At 71.1% G+C, this 17,135-nt stretch carries 14 protein-coding genes; 9 read left to right on the top strand and 5 right to left on the bottom strand.

Going from position 1 to position 17,135, the window contains the following annotated elements; all coding sequences use genetic code 11:
* The first annotated feature begins 9 nt into the window (after window positions 1-9).
* Window positions 10-663, top strand: a complete 654-nt coding sequence (locus ABZX22_RS09110; RefSeq protein WP_354907071.1) for an acVLRF1 family peptidyl-tRNA hydrolase — start codon at window positions 10-12, stop codon at window positions 661-663.
* Window positions 664-768: 105 nt separating this feature from the next.
* Here ABZX22_RS09110 and ABZX22_RS09105 read toward each other — a convergent pair whose 3' ends face one another.
* Complete coding sequence (locus ABZX22_RS09105) at window positions 769-2,703, bottom strand: family 10 glycosylhydrolase (protein ID WP_354907070.1); 1,935 nt, start codon at window positions 2,701-2,703, stop codon at window positions 769-771.
* 218 nt (window positions 2,704-2,921) lie between these two features.
* On the opposite strand from ABZX22_RS09105, the gene ABZX22_RS09100 reads away from it, so the two are divergent.
* The 5 genes from ABZX22_RS09100 to ABZX22_RS09080 all read left to right on the top strand — a co-directional run bounded on the left by ABZX22_RS09100 (window position 2,922) and on the right by ABZX22_RS09080 (window position 9,660).
* Window positions 2,922-4,427 (top strand): N-acetylmuramoyl-L-alanine amidase, encoded by a 1,506-nt coding sequence (locus ABZX22_RS09100; RefSeq protein ID WP_354907069.1) that lies wholly within the window; start codon window positions 2,922-2,924, stop codon window positions 4,425-4,427.
* A gap of 389 nt (window positions 4,428-4,816) precedes the next feature.
* Window positions 4,817-6,415, top strand: coding sequence for an ABC-F family ATP-binding cassette domain-containing protein (locus ABZX22_RS09095; RefSeq protein ID WP_354907068.1), 1,599 nt, complete (start codon window positions 4,817-4,819; stop codon window positions 6,413-6,415).
* Between the two features lie 113 nt (window positions 6,416-6,528).
* The gene (locus tag ABZX22_RS09090; protein WP_020547488.1) at window positions 6,529-6,744 is read left to right on the top strand and encodes a helix-turn-helix domain-containing protein; all 216 of its coding nucleotides are present in this window, start codon (window positions 6,529-6,531) and stop codon (window positions 6,742-6,744) included.
* Between the two features lie 179 nt (window positions 6,745-6,923).
* A complete protein-coding gene (locus ABZX22_RS09085; protein WP_354907067.1) occupies window positions 6,924-7,733 on the top strand; it encodes an enoyl-CoA hydratase/isomerase family protein in 810 nt (269 codons plus the stop codon).
* A gap of 40 nt (window positions 7,734-7,773) precedes the next feature.
* Complete coding sequence (locus ABZX22_RS09080; protein ID WP_354907066.1) at window positions 7,774-9,660, top strand: ABC transporter ATP-binding protein; 1,887 nt, start codon at window positions 7,774-7,776, stop codon at window positions 9,658-9,660.
* Window positions 9,661-9,739: 79 nt separating this feature from the next.
* On the opposite strand, the gene ABZX22_RS09075 is transcribed toward ABZX22_RS09080, so the two are convergent.
* A complete protein-coding gene (locus ABZX22_RS09075; RefSeq protein WP_354907065.1) occupies window positions 9,740-10,618 on the bottom strand; it encodes a sulfotransferase in 879 nt (292 codons plus the stop codon).
* Between the two features lie 30 nt (window positions 10,619-10,648).
* Between ABZX22_RS09075 and ABZX22_RS09070 the strand changes: the two genes are divergently transcribed.
* Window positions 10,649-11,617 (top strand): LD-carboxypeptidase, encoded by a 969-nt coding sequence (locus tag ABZX22_RS09070; protein WP_354907064.1) that lies wholly within the window; start codon window positions 10,649-10,651, stop codon window positions 11,615-11,617.
* 43 nt (window positions 11,618-11,660) lie between these two features.
* Window positions 11,661-12,530, top strand: a complete 870-nt coding sequence (locus tag ABZX22_RS09065; protein ID WP_354907063.1) for a hypothetical protein — start codon at window positions 11,661-11,663, stop codon at window positions 12,528-12,530.
* 71 nt (window positions 12,531-12,601) lie between these two features.
* Here the strand turns inward: ABZX22_RS09065 and ABZX22_RS09060 are convergent, their stop codons facing one another.
* Both ABZX22_RS09060 and ABZX22_RS09055 read right to left on the bottom strand, forming a co-directional pair.
* On the bottom strand, window positions 12,602-14,356 hold the full coding sequence (locus tag ABZX22_RS09060; RefSeq protein WP_354907062.1) for a glycoside hydrolase family 15 protein: 1,755 nt from the start codon (window positions 14,354-14,356) through the stop codon (window positions 12,602-12,604).
* Between the two features lie 77 nt (window positions 14,357-14,433).
* A complete protein-coding gene (locus ABZX22_RS09055; RefSeq protein ID WP_354907061.1) occupies window positions 14,434-15,039 on the bottom strand; it encodes a hypothetical protein in 606 nt (201 codons plus the stop codon).
* 64 nt (window positions 15,040-15,103) lie between these two features.
* On the opposite strand from ABZX22_RS09055, the gene ABZX22_RS09050 reads away from it, so the two are divergent.
* Complete coding sequence (locus tag ABZX22_RS09050) at window positions 15,104-16,537, top strand: PLP-dependent aminotransferase family protein (RefSeq protein WP_354907060.1); 1,434 nt, start codon at window positions 15,104-15,106, stop codon at window positions 16,535-16,537.
* Here ABZX22_RS09050 and ABZX22_RS09045 read toward each other — a convergent pair.
* Window positions 16,521-17,135, bottom strand: a complete 615-nt coding sequence (locus tag ABZX22_RS09045; RefSeq protein ID WP_354907059.1) for a trimeric intracellular cation channel family protein — start codon at window positions 17,133-17,135, stop codon at window positions 16,521-16,523. The genes ABZX22_RS09050 and ABZX22_RS09045 overlap by 17 nt on opposite strands.

The raw sequence follows: 17,135 nt of genomic DNA, 5'->3' as shown, positions 1-17,135 counted from the left end.
GCTGCCAGGGTGAAGGCGCGACCGGCGAAGGGCGGGGGACGGTGGGTGTCGGTGCCCCCCGAGCGCGTCCAGCGCTGGATCGACGGCTTCGCCGACCGGCACGGCCCCTTCGAGGCGACAGGTGACACCCACGTCGTACGGCTGGCCGCCGCCGACGGCGCGATCGCCGCGTGCCACGCCCCGTTCCCGCCGCTGCCGCAGGGCCCGCCGAGGGTGGCCCGGCTGGTGACGCACGCCCGCGCCGACCGGCTCGTCGGGGTGGTGCTCGTCCGCCTGGGCGGCTACGCGGCGGGCGTCTTCCACGGCTCGGAACTGGTCGCCTCCAAGGTCGGCTCCCGCTACGTGCAGGGCCGCACGGCGGCCGGCGGCTGGTCCCAGCAGCGCTTCGCCAGGCGCAGGCAGAACCAGGCCGACCAGGTCTGGCAGGCCGCCGCCGACACCGCGCTCCAGGTGCTGTCGCCGCACCTGGAGGCGCTGGCGGGGGTGGTGTTCGGCGGCGACAGGAAGGCGGTCGACGCGATGCGTGCCGACCGGCGCCTCGCGCCGTTGTTCGCGCTGGAGACCGAGCCGTTCCTCACCGTGCCCGACCCCAGACTCGCCGTCCTGCGGGAGACCCCCGCGCTGTTCCGCGCCGTCCGGATCCACGTCACCGATCCGGAGTGACCCGCCGTCCGGATCCATGATCCGGAGTGACCTGCCGTCTGGATCCATGTCGCCGATCCGGAGTGACCCGCCGTCCGGAGCTGCGGGCCACTCCGCACGGCCGCCTCAGCCGGTCGCCGTGATCCGGACGGCGTCGGCGATGACGTAGCCGGTGGCCGAGGTCCATCTGCTCACCCCGACCACGTTGTATGTGCCCGCGTTCAGCGTGAAGGTGCCCAGCGAGCGCCATTGCCCGCCGCCCGCGCGCTGGTCGACCGTCACGGTCTGGGTCCCGCTCGCGGCGGCCACGAGGTGCGGGGTCGCGCTGTTGTACCCGGCGTTGGCCGGATACCAGACCTCCACCCGGTAGGCGCCCGCCTGGGGGACGGTGGTCCTGAACCAGGCCGGGTCACTGGCGGCGACGGGGTCGGCGAACCGGTAGTCGGCCCCGTAGCGCTGCGTGGAGTACGCCGAGGTGCCCCACGCCGACCCGGCGGCCGGCCCGTCGACGATCACGCTGAACGGGCCGCCGCCGCCCGAGCTCGCGGCGCTCTCCTGGTGGGTCCTGCCGAGCGCGGTCACGTGGTACGTGCCGGGCCCGGGCGAGGTGTCGGTGAAGGAGGTGCCCCGGGTGGTGCCGATCAGGTTGCGGGCGTCGGTGAACAGGCAGGGGTCGGCGGGGTCGCCCCGGTAGACGGCGTAGGCGGTGCCGCTGCCCTGCCACGACACCTTCACCCCGCCGGACACCGGCGTCGCCGAGACGCCGGTCGGGGACGGCGGGGCGGAGGCCGTACCTCTGGGCGGGATCAGGGCGGGCCTGCGGTAGTGGTCGGAGACGACCAGGGAGAAGGAGCCGATCCTGTCGGCCCGCACGTCCTTGGCGCTGAAGTAGACGTCGCCCTGCACCTCGGGGTGGCCGCGGTTGTCGCGCAGGTGGTCGCTGAGCTCGGCGGGGTCCTGCCAGGCGGGATCCTGGCCGGAGGCGCCCGCGCGGTAGGCGGCCTGTCCGATGAAAAGCTGCACGTTCGTGCCCCGCACCACCTCCGACCACCAGGCGGTGAGCACCGCGTAGTCGGCGGCGGCGAAGCCGATGTGCCAGTAGAGCTGCGGCGTCAGGTAGTCGATCCAGCCCTGCTTCACCCAGCGCCGGCTGTCGGCGTAGATGGCGTCGTAGGACTGCAGGCCCGACGTACGCGAGCCGAGCGGGTCGGTGGAGGCGTTGCGCCAGATGCCGAACGGGCTGATGCCGAAGGCGACGTGCGCCTTGGCGGCGTGGATGCGCTGGCCGAGCTCGCGCACCAGGAGGTTGACGTTGTCGCGGCGCCAGTCGGCGATGTCGGTGAAGGCGCCGCCGTACTGGGCGAAGGTGGCCGCGTCGGGGATGGTCTGGCCGCTGACCGGATAGGGGTAGAAGTAGTCGTCGAGGTGCACGCCGTCCACGTCGTAGCGCGTGACGGCGTCCATGATGGCGTCCTGGATGAAGGCGCGGACGGCGGGGATGCCCGGGTTGTAGTACAGCTTGCCGCCGTAGGCGAAGCGCCAGCCCGGGTTCTGGCGGGCGGGATGGGTCGCGACGAGCTTGGTGAGGTCGTCGTGGTTGGCCACCCGGTAGGGGTTGAACCACGCGTGGAACTCCAGGTTGCGGGCGTGCGCCTCGGCGACCATGAACGCGAGCGGGTCGTAGCCGGGGTCGGTGCCCTGGGTGCCGGTCAGCCACTGCGACCACGGCTCGTACGGCGAGGGCCAGAACGCGTCGGCGGTGGGGCGCACCTGGACGACGACGGCGTTCAGGCGCTTCTGGACGGCCAGGTCGAGCCACGAGCGGAACTCGGCCTGCTGGGCGGAGACGGACAGGCCCGTCCTGCTGGGCCAGTCGATGTTGGCGACCGAGGAGATCCACATGGCCCTGAGCTGCCGCTTGGGCGTGGCGGGATCGGGGACGCAGGCCGCCGTGGCGAGAGTGGTGGCGGGAGCGGCGGCTGCGGAGGCGGCTGTCGGGACGGCGGCGGGGTTGACGAGGAAGGTGAGCACGAGGGCGAAGAGCGCCGCTAATCGGGTCACAGAAGGAATTTTTCATCCAAGATGCCGACGAACGCAATAGTCTTCATCCCGATCGCCGGGCGAAGCGGCGACGGGTGGCGCGTGGCCGGCGCCCGGCGGTCATCCCCTCCTCGGCGAAGGACGGAAATTTTCATCCACAATCGCGGTAATGTCAATTATCGACATCTGTCATGAAGAGCCCTTAATGTGCAGCCACACCCCCTGCTCGAGGAGCGCTCATGACCCGATTAGCCGCTCTTGTCGCCTCTGCCCTCTCCGCCCTCCTCGTCCTTACCGGTCAGCCTGCCGTCGCCGACCGGGCGACACCCCTCGGCGCCGCCTTCGACAAGGCCGCCGCCGCCCACGACGTCCCCCGCGACCTGCTCGCCGCCATCGCCTACGCCGAGACCCACCTCGACGGCCACAACGGCGAGCCGAGCGCCAGCGGCGGCTACGGCGTGATGCACCTGGTCAGCAACCCCACCACGCACACGCTGGAGAAGGCCGCCGAACTCACCGGCCTGCCGGTGGAGAAGCTGCGCGCCGACACCGAGGCCAACATCCTCGGCGGCGCCGCGGTCCTGCGCTCCCTCGCCGACGGCCTCGGCCTCGACGAGGCCGCCAGGAAGGAGGAGGGCCGCTGGTACGAGGCCGTCGCCGCGTACGGCAACGCCACCTCGCCCGAGCTCGCCCGCCTCTACGCCGACGCCGTCTACGAGATGCTCGGCCTCGGCTTCAAGGCCAAGGGCCTGCGCGTGGCGCCCCGGGAGGTCACCGCCGAGCGTGGACGGTACGCCACGGTCAAGGACCTGAACGCCAAGGACACGAACGCCGTGGCCGCCGCCAGCCCCGACTACCCGAACGCCAGCTGGGTGCCCGCCAGCTCCAGCAACTACACCGCGTCGAGCCGTCCGTCGAGCTACGCCATCGACCGGGTGGTCATCCACGTGACCCAGGGCTCCTACGCCGGGACGATCTCCTGGTTCCAGAACCCGAGCGCCCAGGTCTCGGCGCACTACGTGGTCCGCTCCTCCGACGGCGCCATCACCCAGATGGTCCGCGAGAAGGACGTCGCCTGGCACGCGGGCAACTGGTCCTACAACACCCGCTCCATCGGCATCGAGCACGAGGGCTTCATCAGCGACGCCTCGTGGTTCACCGACGCGATGTACCGGGCCTCGGCCGCCCTGACCCGCAACATCTGCGACAAGTACGGCATCCCTAAGGACCGCGCCCACATCATCGGCCACAACGAGGTCCCCGGCGCCACGCACACCGACCCGGGCCAGTACTGGAACTGGACCACCTACATGTCGTACGTGACCGGCGGTGGCGGCGGCTCGTGGTCCACCACGATCGACAACACCGGCGCGTTCACCGCCAGCGGCAACTGGGGCACCTCCAGCTACTCCGCCCAGCGCTACGGCGCCGACTACCGCTTCGCCAACCCCGTGGCGGCCAGCGACCCCGCATGGTACCGGGCCAACCTGCCCAGCATGGGCAGCTACCGGGTCGAGGTCTGGTACCCCTCCGACCCGGGCTACAACAGCTCGGCCCCCTACATCGTGGCCACCTCCAGCGGCAACCAGACGGTCTACGTCGACCAGCGGTCGGGCGGCGGCGGCTGGCGCAGCATCGGCACCTTCACGCTCAACGCCGGTGATCGCGACGTCGTCGGCGTCAGCCGCTGGACCTCCGGCACCGGCTACGTCATAGCCGACGCCGTCCGCATCACCCGCCTCTGACCGACCAGCACCGAAACGCCCCCGGCCCCCGGACCCTGACCCGGCTCACCCGGCCGGAACCCGGGACCCCGACCCAGCCCACCCGGCCGGAACCGGGGTCCCGGGGTCGGCACACCCGAAACTCCGCGCCGGTTCACCGGGACCGGCCCGGTCCATGGACGGGCGGCCGGTCCGGCCCGCTGAGTCCCCTCGGGGGAGAACCGAAGATCGAGGAGAAGGGCGGCCCGCGGGCCGCCCTTCTCGCCGTCACGGGAAGCCCTGCCCCGCCCAGCCCGTTAACAAGGGGAGGAGGCGTGCCCCGGCCCGTACACTGATCCCCATGCACACTCCCGATTGACCGGCCCCCGCCGCCTGACCGACTTTCCTAGCCCGGGAGTGTCCTCCTAACCATGATCATCGCCAGTGATATCGAGCTGCGCGCGGGAGCGCGCCTGCTCATCGAGAACGCGACGTTCCGCGTCAACCCCGGTGACAAGATCGGCCTTGTCGGCCGCAACGGTGCGGGCAAGACCACCCTGACCAAGGTGCTCGCGGGTGAGGGTGTCCCCGCCGCGGGCACGGTCACCGCCTCCGGCAGCATCGGCTACCTCCCCCAGGACCCCCGTGCGGGCGACCTCCAGGTGCTGGCCCGCGACCGCATCCTGTCGGCCCGCGGCCTCGACGAGGTGCTGCGCAAGCTGCGCGCCGCCGAGGAGGGCATGACCAGCGACGACCCGAAGGTGCGCGACCGGGCGGTCAAGCGCTACGGCAGGCTCGAGGACCAGATGCACGTCCTCGGCGGCTACGCGGCCGAGTCGGAGGCGGCCTCCATCGCCTCCAGCCTCGGGCTGCCCGACCGGGTGCTCAAGCAGCCGCTGGAGACCCTGTCCGGCGGCCAGCGCAGAAGGGTCGAACTCTCCCGAATTCTCTTCAGCGGTGCAGAAACTCTCCTTCTGGACGAACCGACAAACCACCTAGATGCCGACTCAATTGGGTGGCTTCGGGATTTTTTGCGCTCCCATCAGGGAGGCTTGGTGATCATCAGCCACGACGTTGGTCTACTTGAAGCGACGGTCAACAAGGTCCTCCACCTCGACGCCAACCGCAGCGTGATCGACATCTACAACGTCGGCTGGACGGCCTATCTCGCCCAGCGCGAGACCGACGAGAAGCGTCGCAAGCGCGAGCGCGCCAACGCCGAGAAGCAGGCCAACGCCCTGCTGTCGCAGGCCGACAAGATGCGCGCCAAGGCCACCAAGGCCAAGGCCGCCCAGGACATGATGCGCCGCGCCAACCGCCTGCTGTCGGGCACCGAGGAGGTGCGCAAGAGCGACAAGGTCGCCAAGCTGCGCTTCCCCGACCCGCTGCCCTGCGGCAAGACGCCGCTGACGGCCGAGGACCTGTCCAAGTCGTACGGCTCGCTGGAGATCTTCACCGATGTCAGCATGGCCGTCGACCGGGGCAGCAGGGTCGTCATCCTCGGCCTGAACGGCGCCGGCAAGACCACGCTGCTACGGCTGCTCGGCGGCATCGAGAAGCCCGACACCGGCGAGGTCAAGCCGGGTCACGGCCTCAAGGTCGGCTACTACGCCCAGGAGCACGAGACCCTCGACGGCGATCGCACGCTGCTGGAGAACATGCAGTCGGCGGGCGGCACGTTCACCGACACCGAGCTGCGCAAGGTGCTCGGCTCGTTCCTGTTCACCGGCGACGACGTCGACAAGCCGGCCGGCGTGCTGTCGGGCGGCGAGAAGACCCGTCTCGCCCTGGCCATCCTGGTGCTCTCGAGCGCCAACGTCCTCCTTCTCGACGAGCCCACGAACAACCTCGACCCCGTCAGCAGAGAGCAGGTACTTTCGGCACTTAGGTCCTATTCTGGGGCGATCGTCCTGGTTACGCACGACGAGGGTGCTGTTGAGGCGCTGCAACCCGATAGGGTGATCTTGCTACCTGACGGAACTGAAGACGCTTGGAGCGCTGAATTTTCCGATCTTGTGGCACTTGCCTGATCTTAATTTGAGCGGGTAGGGATCTTTTCCCCTGGAGTAGGTAGCCGATCCCGCTGAAATGACTGATCATGGCGGAGTAACGCTGCGGAAGTCTGGCACTACAGGAGGTACTCGTGGCCGAGACTCTGAAGAAAGGCACCCGGGTCACCGGGGCCGACCGTGAGAAACTGGCCGGCGATCTGAAGAAGCGCTACGCCGCGGGTGAGAGCATCCGCGCCCTGGCCGCTTCGACCGGCCGGTCATACGGGTTCATCCACCGCATCCTCAGCGAGTCCGGTGTGACTCTGCGCGGACGCGGCGGGGCCACCCGAGGCAAGTCCAAGCGCTGAGGCCGCCTCGGATACGCGCGACCGCAGCCGCTCGTCTCCCAGTCAGCGTGCCGTCCCGCCCGGGCCCTACTAGAACCTCATTCTAGGGAATCGGTAGGCTCGGGCGCGACGGACCAGCGAGGGAGCGGACCCGACCGTCACAGGTCGGGACGCTACCCGTGACCACGCGGGAGTGAGCGATGGCGGAAGCGACGCTTGGGGGGAGTGCGGCGGACGTCTCCTTCGAGGAGGCCGGTCTGCGCTACGAGGTGGACGGTGAGATCGCGACGATCACGCTGGATCGGCCGGACAAGCGGAACGCACAGACGTTCGCTACCTGGTCGGCTCTGGCTCGGATCGGTGACGACCTGCCCGAGCAGGTTCGAATCGTCGTGGTCCAAGGTGAGGGACCGTCCTTCTCAGCAGGGATCGACCTGCGGATGTTCACACCCGAGGGGGTGCCAGGACAGGGCTCGTTCAGCTCGACGGCACAACTCGACGAGAAGTCTTTCGAGCAGCGGATCGAACAGGCCCAGCAGGGTTTCCTGTGGCTGCGCCGTCCGGAGATCGTCTCCATCGCCGCGGTTCACGGTCACGCCATCGGCGCCGGATTCCAGCTGGCGCTCGCCTGTGACCTGCGGATCGTGGCCGAAGACGTCAAGTTCTGCATGAAGGAACCCGCGCTCGGGCTCGTGCCCGACCTGACGGGGACTAAGCCCCTTGTCGATCTGGTCGGCACGGCCAAGGCGATCGACATCTGTCTCACGGCCAGGGTCGTGGGCGCCGAGGAGGCGTTCAGGATCGGGCTGGCCGAACGGGTCGTCAGCAGGGAAGGGCTGGCGCAGGCCGTACAGGACAAGGCGGCCGAGCTGCTTTCGACCAACCGCGACGCGGCCACGGCCACCAAGCGGCTGCTCCAGGGCGCGGCGGGGCGCACCCTGGAGGAGCAGGCGGCGGCCGAGCGGGCCGAGCAGCAGGTCAGGATCAGGACACTGTTCGCCGGGAGCTGATCAGGGAATCGGTGCCGCCCAGCGGGTGCTGAGATTGCCGATGACGATGATGGGTGGGGGCTTCGCGCCCCAGACGATGCGATCGCTGCGCCGTGACGAGTCGGTCATGAAGCAGCGGCTCCGGCCTGGCACGGTCAGGCGGATAGCCGGCCATGCCCGGCCTTTCGGCGGTCTGATCACCGCCTTCCTGGTGCTGGTGGTCGCCGGCGCGGTCATCGTGGTCGCCAACCCGCTGCTGATGAAGGCCATCATCGACGACGGCATCCTGCCCAAGCGGCCGGACGTCGTCGTCTGGCTCGCCGTCGCGATCGCGGCGCTGGCCGCGCTGGACGCCGGGCTGACGCTGGCCCAGCGGTGGTTCTCCGCCCGCATCGGCGAGGGCCTCATCTACAACCTGCGCACCGAGGTCTTCGACCACGTCCAGCGCATGCCGGTGGCCTTCTTCATGCGCGCCCAGACGGGCGCGCTGGTCTCCAGGCTCAACACCGACGTCATCGGCGCGCAGCGCGCGCTGACCAGCACGCTGTCGTCGGTCGTCTCCAACGTCATCAGCCTGGTCCTCGTGCTGGGCGCGATGTTCGTGCTCTCGTGGCAGGTCACGCTGGTCGCCCTGGTCCTGCTGCCGATCTTCATCTTCCCCGCCAAGTGGGTGGGGCGGCGCATGTCCGCGCTCACGCGCGAGCAGATGCAGCTCGACGCCGAGATGAGCTCGGTGATGACCGAGCGCTTCAACGTGGCCGGCGCCATGGTCGCCAAGCTGTACGGCAGGCCGGAGGAGGAGGCCGACACCTTCGGCAGGCGCGCCGCCCGGGTCCGCGACGTGGGCGTCACCGTGGGCATGTACGGCACCGTCTTCAGGGTCGCGCTCGGCCTGGTCGCCGCCCTGGCCACGGCCCTGGTCTACGGCATCGGCGGGGTCCTGGCCGTGGGCGACTACTTCGAGCTCGGCACCCTGGTCGCTCTCACGGCGCTGCTGATGCGCCTGTACGGCCCGCTGACCTCGCTGTCGAACGTCCACGTCGACGTGATGACCGCGCTGGTCAGCTTCGACCGCGTCTTCGAGGTGCTCGACCTGCGGCCCATGGTCGCCGAGAAGGAGGAAGCGCGTCCGGTGCCGGCCGGCCCGGTGACGATCGAGTTCGACGACGTGCACTTCCGCTACCCCGCCGCCGAGGAGGTCTCGCTGGCCTCCCTGGAGTCGGTGGCCAGGCAGGACACGAGCCCCTCGAATCCCGTCCTCAAGGGCGTCTCGTTCGCCGCCCGGCCGGGGCGGCTGGTGGCGCTCGTCGGGCCGTCAGGGGCGGGCAAGACCACCATCACCTCGCTGGTCTCGCGCCTGTACGACGTCGGCGAGGGCGCGGTCCGGCTCAACGGGCTCGACGTGCGCGACGCCACTCTCGCCTCCATCCGCGACACCGTGGGCGTCGTCATGCAGGACGCCCACCTGTTCCACGACACCATCGGCGCCAACCTGCGCTACGCCAAGCCCGGCGCCGACGACGAGGAGATCTGGGAGGCGCTGCGCGCCGCGCAGATCGCCGACCTGGTCGAGGGCCTGCCCGACCGGCTCGACACCGTGGTCGGCGACCGCGGCTACCGGCTGTCGGGAGGGGAGAAGCAGCGGCTCGCCCTGGCCCGGCTGCTGCTGAAGGCGCCCAGCGTGGTCGTGCTCGACGAGGCCACCGCCCACCTCGACTCCGAGTCGGAGGCGGCGGTGCAGCGGGCGCTGAAGACGGCGCTGGCGGGGCGCACCTCGCTGGTCATCGCGCACCGGCTGTCGACGATCCGCGAGGCCGACGAGATCCTCGTCGTCCAGGACGGCACGATCGCCGAGCGCGGCAGGCACGAGGAGCTGCTGGCCCGCGGCGGCGCCTACGCCGAGCTCTACCGCACCCAGTTCGCCGCCGAGGCGCGCGAGCGGTCCTGAACCCCGCGCCCCGCGCCCCACCGGCCGCGCCTCCCGCACCGCGCCGAGCCGGCCCCTACAGGCAGCCGAGCCCGACCCCCTACAGGTAGCCGAGCCTGGTCAGCTCCTCGCGGGCGACCTTCTCCACCAGCTCGCGGTCGTCGGGACGCAGCCGGGTGCGCCACCCGCCCACCTCCGGGATGCGCGTGCCGTACAGCGCGACCTTCGACACCCGCGTCTCCAGGAAGCCCGACAGCGCCGCGACGCTCTCGCCGGTGGAGTGGACCAGGTCCTCGTAGCGGACGGTGAGCAGCTGCTCGGCCGGCAGCTGCCGGCGCAGGGCGGCGCTGAGCCGCACCGCGCTGCGCCAGCGGAGGGCGCACTTGCCCGCCGTCGGCATGGTCTTCCACCGGTCGAGGTGCTCGTCGCGGTTGATCCCGAGGAAGGCGTTGGGGAACTCGGTGTCGTCGGCCATCATCGGCGGCTTGAACCAGGCCAGGCAGTCGGGGTCGGCGGCCATGTCGCAGGCGACGTCGCGGCCGTCGCGGATCAGCTGCACGAAGCGGGCGTCGGGGAAGGCCTGCAGCAGGACCTCGGCACTGTAGAGCAGGTCGGGGCTCGCGTCGCCGAAGCGTGTCACGGTGGCGGTGGCGACGCAGGGACCGCTGCCGGTCACGCCGCCCGCCTCCCGGCACGGCAGCGCGCACTGGCCGCACGAGCCGGGCAGCACCTGCCACGACTCGGCGAGGGAGTCGCGCAGCACCCTGACCGCGCCCGAGCTGCGCCCGATGGACGGGCGGCGGGCGAAGGCGCGCACCACGTGCGCCACCGACTGGCGGCCCATGGTCATGTGGAAGCCGGGGGAGCGCTTCAGGGCACGCGCGAGCAGGTCCGCGCCGGAATGAGGAGCTCCCAGCAGGAAGACCGGCCTGCGGACCTTGATGCCGTTGACCACGAGAATGTGGGGCGGAGGTCGCATACGTCAGGTAAGTGTGACACCGTTTGCCGGGTGAACGAACCGGCCACGCCAACATCGGCCACGGCGACCCCGGGAGCGGGCGCCGGCTCCGGATCAGGACCGCTCCGCCTGGGCGCGGGTGACACGGTCGCCATCGTCTCGCCGTCAGGGCCGCCGAACGCGGCGCTGCTGCAGCGGGGGGTGAAGCTGCTGGAAGGGCTGGGGCTGAAGGTCGTCCTGGGCCGGCACGTGCTCGACCGCGAGGGCTACCTGGCAGGCACCGACGCCGACCGCGCCGCCGACCTCCAGGCCGCCTGGTGCGACCCGGCCGTCTCGGCGGTGTTCTGCTCGCGCGGAGGGTACGGCGCGGCCAGGATCCTCGACCTGCTCGACTGGCGGGAGATGCGCGCCGCGAGCCCCAAGATCCTGCTCGGCTCCAGCGACATCACCGCCCTGCACCACGTCTTCGGCGTCGAGCTCGGCCTGCCCACGCTCCACGGTCCGATGCCCGCCTGCCGTCCGCTCTCCTTCGAGGCCGAGCCGGAGCCGGTGACGTGGGACCACCTGCGGGCCGCGCTCTTCGCCACGGCCCCGCCGCCCGTCACGGGCGACAGGGTCCTGCGCGAGGGCCGCGCCCAGGGCGTGCTCGCGGGCGGGAACCTGGCGCTGCTGGCCTCGCTGTGCGGCACCCGCTACCAGCCGTCCTTCGCGGGCAGGCTGGTGCTGCTGGAGGACGTCGGCGAGCAGCCGTACCGGATCGACCGGATGCTCACCCAGCTGCTGCAGGCCGGCGCCTTCGACGGCGTGCGCGGAATCGCGCTCGGCTCCTGGGTGGAGTGCGGCGACCCCTACCCTGTGCTGGCCGAACGGCTCGGGCCGCTGGGCGTGCCGATCATCGGGGGGTTGACCGTGGGGCACGGCACACCACAGAGGTCTGTGTGGCTCGGAGCGCTTGGTGTTATCGATACCGAATCGTGCTCCCTTACTGGTCTGCTTGGTGGCATGGAGCAGGCAGTGTAAGACGCATAGGGAGAAAAGCGACGATTCCGGAGGTCGGGGACGCGTGAAGTTCTTCAGGCGCGACCGGGAGCCCTCCCGGAGATCCGTCGAGGACATCGATCTCGACTCCCTCCTCGCGCTCGTCGCCGACTCCCTCGGCTACACCTGCACGTTCGCCCCTGACGGCGGCTCGCTCACCCTCGGCGGCGGCAGGGAGATCCTGGTACGGCTGGCGGGCCTGCGCCGCGAGGCGGGCCGCCGCTCCCGCGAGGACTGGCCCGTGCTGGTCTCCGAGCACCTGAGCCACGCGGTGGCCGCCGCCGACGACCTGCTCGACGTGTGCGACCTCGACCAGGTCAGGCCGCTGCTGCGCACCAGGGTCGAGTCGGTCGACGCGGTCGAGGACCTCACCAGGGTGGTCGGCCGCTCACTCAACGGCGACCTGGTCGAGCTGCTGACCGTCGGGACCCGCTTCGTGCGGCCCGAGGAGGCCGGATGCTGGCCCATCCCGTCGGGCCAGGCGCTGGACCTGGCGCTGGGCAACGTCCGGCAGGACGAGCGGCTGACGCTCTCGCACCTCGACCTCGCCGGGCTGCAGGCCTGGCGGCTGTCGGGCCGTACCGTGGCCGCGGCCGCGCACCTGCGCTGGCTCGAGCAGTACGTCGCCGTGCCGGAGGACGGGGTGCTGGTCATCCTGCCCGATCCCGCCACGCTGCTGCTCTACCCGGTCGACGGCATCGGCGTCGTGCGCGCCATCGAGCGGCTGCGCCTGCACGCCGAGCGCGCCGGGGGGCTGAGCCAGCAGGTCTACTGGTGGCACGCCGGCATGCTGACGCTGATCCGCGCCGACATCGTCCTGCAGGACGGCCAGACCCGGCTCGTCGTGGCCCCGCCGCCCGAGTTCGCCAGGGTGCTGGCCCGCCTGGCCGCCTGACCGGGGGAGCGCGCCCGGCAGCACCCAGAACGGGCCTCAGGACGGCCCCAGGCAAGCCCAGGACGGGCTGGCTATGACAGGGCGCGGGCCGCGTGGACGAGGGGCACGTGGGAGAAGGCCTGGGGGAAGTTGCCGACCAGGCGGCCGTAGCGCGGATCGTACTCCTCGGCCAGCAGCCCCACGTCGTTGCGCAGGGTCAGCAGCCGTTCGAACAGCTCGCGCGCCTCCTCGGTACGGCCCTGCATGGCCATGACCTCCACCAGCCAGAAGCTGCACGCCAGGAACGCGCCCTCGCCGCCCGGCAGGCCGTCGATGTCGTTGTCGGCGGCGACCGGGTAGCGCAGCACGAACCCGTCCGTCAGCAGTTCCCGCTCGATCGCGCTCACCGTGCCGCTCACCCTGGGGTCGTCGACCGGCAGGAAGCCGACGACCGGGAGCAGCAGCAGCGACGCGTCGACCTCGACGGAGCCGTAGGACTGGGTGAAGGTGTTGCGGACCGGGTCGTAGCCCTTGGAGCAGATCTCGTCATGGATGCGCTGTCGCACCTCGCGCCACCGCTCGACGGGGCCGGTGCGGCCGAAGTTCTCCACCTGCTTGATCGCCCGGTCCATCGCCACCCAGCACATCACCTTGGAGTGCGTGAAGTGCCGGCGCGGGCCGCGCACCTCCCACAGGCCCTCGTCGGGCTCGTCCCAGTGTTCCTCGACGTAGTCGAGCAGCTCCCGCTGGATGGACCACGCCCTGTCGCTGGGGGCCAGGCCCGAGGTGCGCGAGTGGTAGAGGCAGTTGAGCACCTCGCCGTAGACGTCGAGCTGCAGCTGGTTGACCGCGCCGTTGCCGATGCGCACCGGGCGGGAGTCCTCGTAGCCGTCGAGCCAGCCGAGCTCCATCTCGGGCAGGCGGCGCTCGCCCGCCACGCCGTACATGATCTGCAGGTCCTGCGGCCTGCCCGCGATGGCCCGCAGCAGCCAGGCCCGCCAGGAGGCCGCCTCGTCGAGGTATCCGGAGCCGATGAGCGCGTCGAGCGTCATGGTGGCGTCGCGCAGCCAGCAGTAGCGGTAGTCCCAGTTGCGCACGCCGCCCAGGTCCTCGGGCAGCGAGGTGGTGGGGGCGGCGACGATGCCGCCGGTGGGGTCGTAGGTCAGCGCCTTCAGCGTGATGAGCGAGCGGATCACGGCGTCGCGCCACGGGCCCTTGTAGGTGCACTGGCTCACCCACTCGCCCCACAGCTCCTCGGTCTGCGTGAGGTGCTCGTCGGCCGAGATCAGCCGCGGCATCGGCTGGTGGGAGGGGTGCCAGGTGAAGACGAAGGCGTGCCGCTCGCCCTCCTTGACGTGGAAGGTGGCGCGGTGGGCGTAGTCGCCGCCCTTGAGCGGGACGGGGGAGTGCAGCCAGATGGAGTCGGGGCCGCCGATTGCCTGCAGGTGGCCGTCGCTGCGGCGCACCCACGGGACGATCCTCCCGTAGTCGAAGCGGATCCTGATCTGGGTGGACATCTCCACCGTGCCGGACACACCCTCGACGATGCGCACCACGTCGGGGTTGCGGTCGCGGGGCGGCATGAAGTCGATCACCCTGACGGTGCCGGTGGGGGTGTCGTACTCCGATTCCAGGATCAGGGTCTCGCCCCGGTAGCGGCGCCGGTCGGCCGCCGGCCGGCCGGTGGGTCCGAGCCACCAGTGCCCGTTGCTCTCCTTGCCGAGCAGCGCCGCGAAGCAGGCCGGCGAGTCGAACCTGGGCAGGCAGAGCCAGTCGATCGACCCGTCGCGAGCCACCAGCGCCGCCGACTGCATGTCTCCGATGAGGGCGTAGTCCTCGATCCGCATGAACCCGACGGTACAGCGACCTTGACCGCCAGGCATGGGCAGACAGGTGGATTTCGTGGTGTCGGCCCGCTTCGCGCTCAGGACGGCAGCGGGAAGCGCCGGGTGAACAACTGCGTGATCGGGCCGATCGCCACGGCGAAGAGCAGCGTGCCGATGCCGACGGTCCCGCCGAGCAGCCAGCCGACGGCCACGACGGTGATCTCGATGAGGAAGCGGGACAGCCGGACCGACAGGCCGAGCTTGATCAGGCCGGTCATGATGCCGTCGCGCGGCCCCGGGCCCATCCCCGCGCCGATGTACAGGACGGTCGCCAGCGCGACGGCCACGATCGCCACCAGCAGGTAGGTCCACGCCAGGGCCCAGTGGCCGGGTGCCGGCAGCACGAACATCGCCGCGTCGGCGAACAGGCCCAGGAAGACGATGTTGCTGATCGTGCCGATGCCGGGCTTCTGCCGCAGCGGGATCCACAGCAGCATGACCAGCGCGCCGACCGCGATGATCCAGGTGCCGATGGTCAGGCCGGTCCTGATCGCCAGGCCCTCGTGGAAGACGTCCCAGGGGTCGTTGCCGAGGTTCGACTCGACCTGCAGGCCGATGCCGATGCCGTACAGGGCCAGGCCGCCGTAGAGGCGGACCAGGCGGGACGGAAGAGAGCCAAGGGACGGTACGGATATCTCGCTCATAATGGCCGCTATCCTCCAAGGCCAATGGCTTGCGCTAAAAGGGCCAATCAGCGAAAGTGGCCTTATGTCGGATCGCCACCTGTCCGCCCATCAGCTCGGACGCCTCCTCGACGCCGACCGGTCGGCCCGGCCGTACTACCGGGCGCTGGCCCAGGAGGTGCGCGCCCTGGTGCGGGACGGCAGGGTGCCGGTGCGGATGCGGATGCCCGCCGAACGACACCTGGCCCAGGAACTCGGCGTCAGCCGTACCACCGTGACCGCCGCCTACGACCTGCTGCGCGAGCAGGGCTACCTCGACAGCCGCCAGGGCGCGGGCAGCTGGACGGCGCTGCCCGACCCCTCGGTGTGCGCCGACAACCCCTGGCTGTCGGTGGACGACGACGGCCTGCTCCAGTTGCACTGCGCCGCCCCCGCCGCCACCACGCTGCTGCCGGAGGCCGTCGCCGAGGCCGTCCACGACCTGCCCAGGTACGGCATGGGCACCGGCTACGACCCCATGGGCCTGCCCGAGCTGCGTGAGCGCATCGCCGCCCACTACACCGCCCGCGGCCTGGCCACCCGCCCCGAGCAGATCCTGGTGACGACCGGCTCCCAGCACGCCCTCCAGCTCGTCATGAGCCTGCTGGTCGGTGCCGGCGACCCGGTCGTGGTCGAGTCGCCCACCTACCCGCACGCCATCGACGCCGCCCGCCACAGGTCGGCCCGCATCGTGCCCGTCGGCGTCTCGGCCGAGGGCTGGCAGGTGGACCTGCTGGCCGGCGCCATGCGGCAGTCGGCGGCCCGGCTGGCCTACCTCATGCCCGACTTCCACAACCCGACGGGCGCGCTCATGGACGACGCCACCCGCGCCGCCGTCGTCGGCCACGCCAGGCGTATGGACACCACACTGCTGGTCGACGAGACATGGGCGGAGCTGGCGGTCGACGAGGTGCCGAGAGCCGCGCCGATGGCCGCCTTCGACACCGACAGCAGGGTGATCACCATCGGCTCCGCGTCCAAGCTGTGGTGGGGCGGGCTGCGCATCGGCTGGATCCGCGCCAGCGCGGCCCTGGCGCGCGGCCTGGCCGTGCACCGCGCGGCCGTCGACATCGCCAGCCCCGTGCTCGAGCAGCTCATCGTCGCCCGGCTGTTCGACCGCATCGAGGAGGCTCGCGCCGAGCGCCGCCGCTCGCTCGGCGCCTCCCGCGCGGCGCTGGTCACCGCGCTGCGCGAGCACCTGCCCGAGTGGAGCTTCACCGTGCCGCGCGGCGGCGGCACCCTGTGGGTACGGCTGGCCGGCGAGGGCGCCACCCCGCTGGCCGAGAGCGCCGCCTGCCACGGGGTCAGGCTCGCGCCCGGCCCGTGGTTCGGCGTGAGCGGCACCCTCGAGGGCTACCTGCGCCTGCCGTACACCCAGCCGCCGCAGGTGATCACCGAGGCGGTCGCCAGGCTGGCGACGGCCAGGGCCAGGGGACCGGTCGGCGCCCGTCCGAGGGACCCGCTCATTCGGATGGTTTGACGCCGCTGGCCAGCGGCGCCCGCCAGCCGTACTTCATGGCCAGCATCCGCAGCCCGAAGGCCAGCACGGCGGAGGCCAGCACGGCGGGCCAGCCGTGCAGGTCGAGCTCGAACAGCGCGGCCATCACGGCCGAGCCGAGCGTCGCGGGCACGGCGTACAGCTGGCGGTCGTAGAGCAGGGTGGGGATCTCGCCGGCCAGCATGTCGCGCAGCACGCCCCCGCCGACGGCGGTGGTGACGCCGAGCAGGGTCGCGTGCAGCGGCGACAGGTCGTACAGCAGCGCCTTCTCCGTGCCGACGGCGCAGAACAGGCCGAGGCCCGCCGCGTCGAGCACCAGCAGGACCGGCATGATCCGGGTGACCTGCGGATGCCAGAAGAAGACGATCACGGTCGCGGCGATGGGCACCAGCACGTACCCGAGGCTCTGGAAGGCGGCGGGCGGGACGTTGAGGATCAGGTCGCGCATGATCCCGCCGCCCAGTGCGGTCATCGACGCCAGCACCGCCATGCCGACGACGTCGAGGCGCTTGCGGACGCCCATGAGCGCGCCGGACAGGGCGAAGACAAAGATTCCGGCGAGATCGAGCAGTTCAGACAC

Origin of the sequence: Nonomuraea sp. NPDC003804, from assembly GCF_040610675.1 — a bacterium.
GTDB lineage: Bacteria > Actinomycetota > Actinomycetes > Streptosporangiales > Streptosporangiaceae > Nonomuraea.
Note: the sequence above shows the minus strand (reverse complement) of the source record. Positions and strands in the feature narration are given on the sequence as shown.

Excerpts from the sequence above, each read along its gene's own strand:
- ABZX22_RS09100 (WP_354907069.1), top strand. The coding sequence starts at position 2,922 with ATGACCCGATTAGCCGCTCTTGTCGCCTCTGCCCTCTCCGCCCTCCTC.
- ABZX22_RS09095 (WP_354907068.1), top strand. The coding sequence starts at position 4,817 with ATGATCATCGCCAGTGATATCGAGCTGCGCGCGGGAGCGCGCCTGCTC.
- ABZX22_RS09085 (WP_354907067.1), top strand. The coding sequence starts at position 6,924 with ATGGCGGAAGCGACGCTTGGGGGGAGTGCGGCGGACGTCTCCTTCGAG.
- ABZX22_RS09080 (WP_354907066.1), top strand. The coding sequence starts at position 7,774 with ATGACGATGATGGGTGGGGGCTTCGCGCCCCAGACGATGCGATCGCTG.
- ABZX22_RS09075 (WP_354907065.1), bottom strand. The coding sequence starts at position 10,618 with ATGCGACCTCCGCCCCACATTCTCGTGGTCAACGGCATCAAGGTCCGC.
- ABZX22_RS09060 (WP_354907062.1), bottom strand. The coding sequence starts at position 14,356 with ATGCGGATCGAGGACTACGCCCTCATCGGAGACATGCAGTCGGCGGCG.
- ABZX22_RS09055 (WP_354907061.1), bottom strand. The coding sequence starts at position 15,039 with ATGAGCGAGATATCCGTACCGTCCCTTGGCTCTCTTCCGTCCCGCCTG.
- ABZX22_RS09050 (WP_354907060.1), top strand. The coding sequence starts at position 15,104 with ATGTCGGATCGCCACCTGTCCGCCCATCAGCTCGGACGCCTCCTCGAC.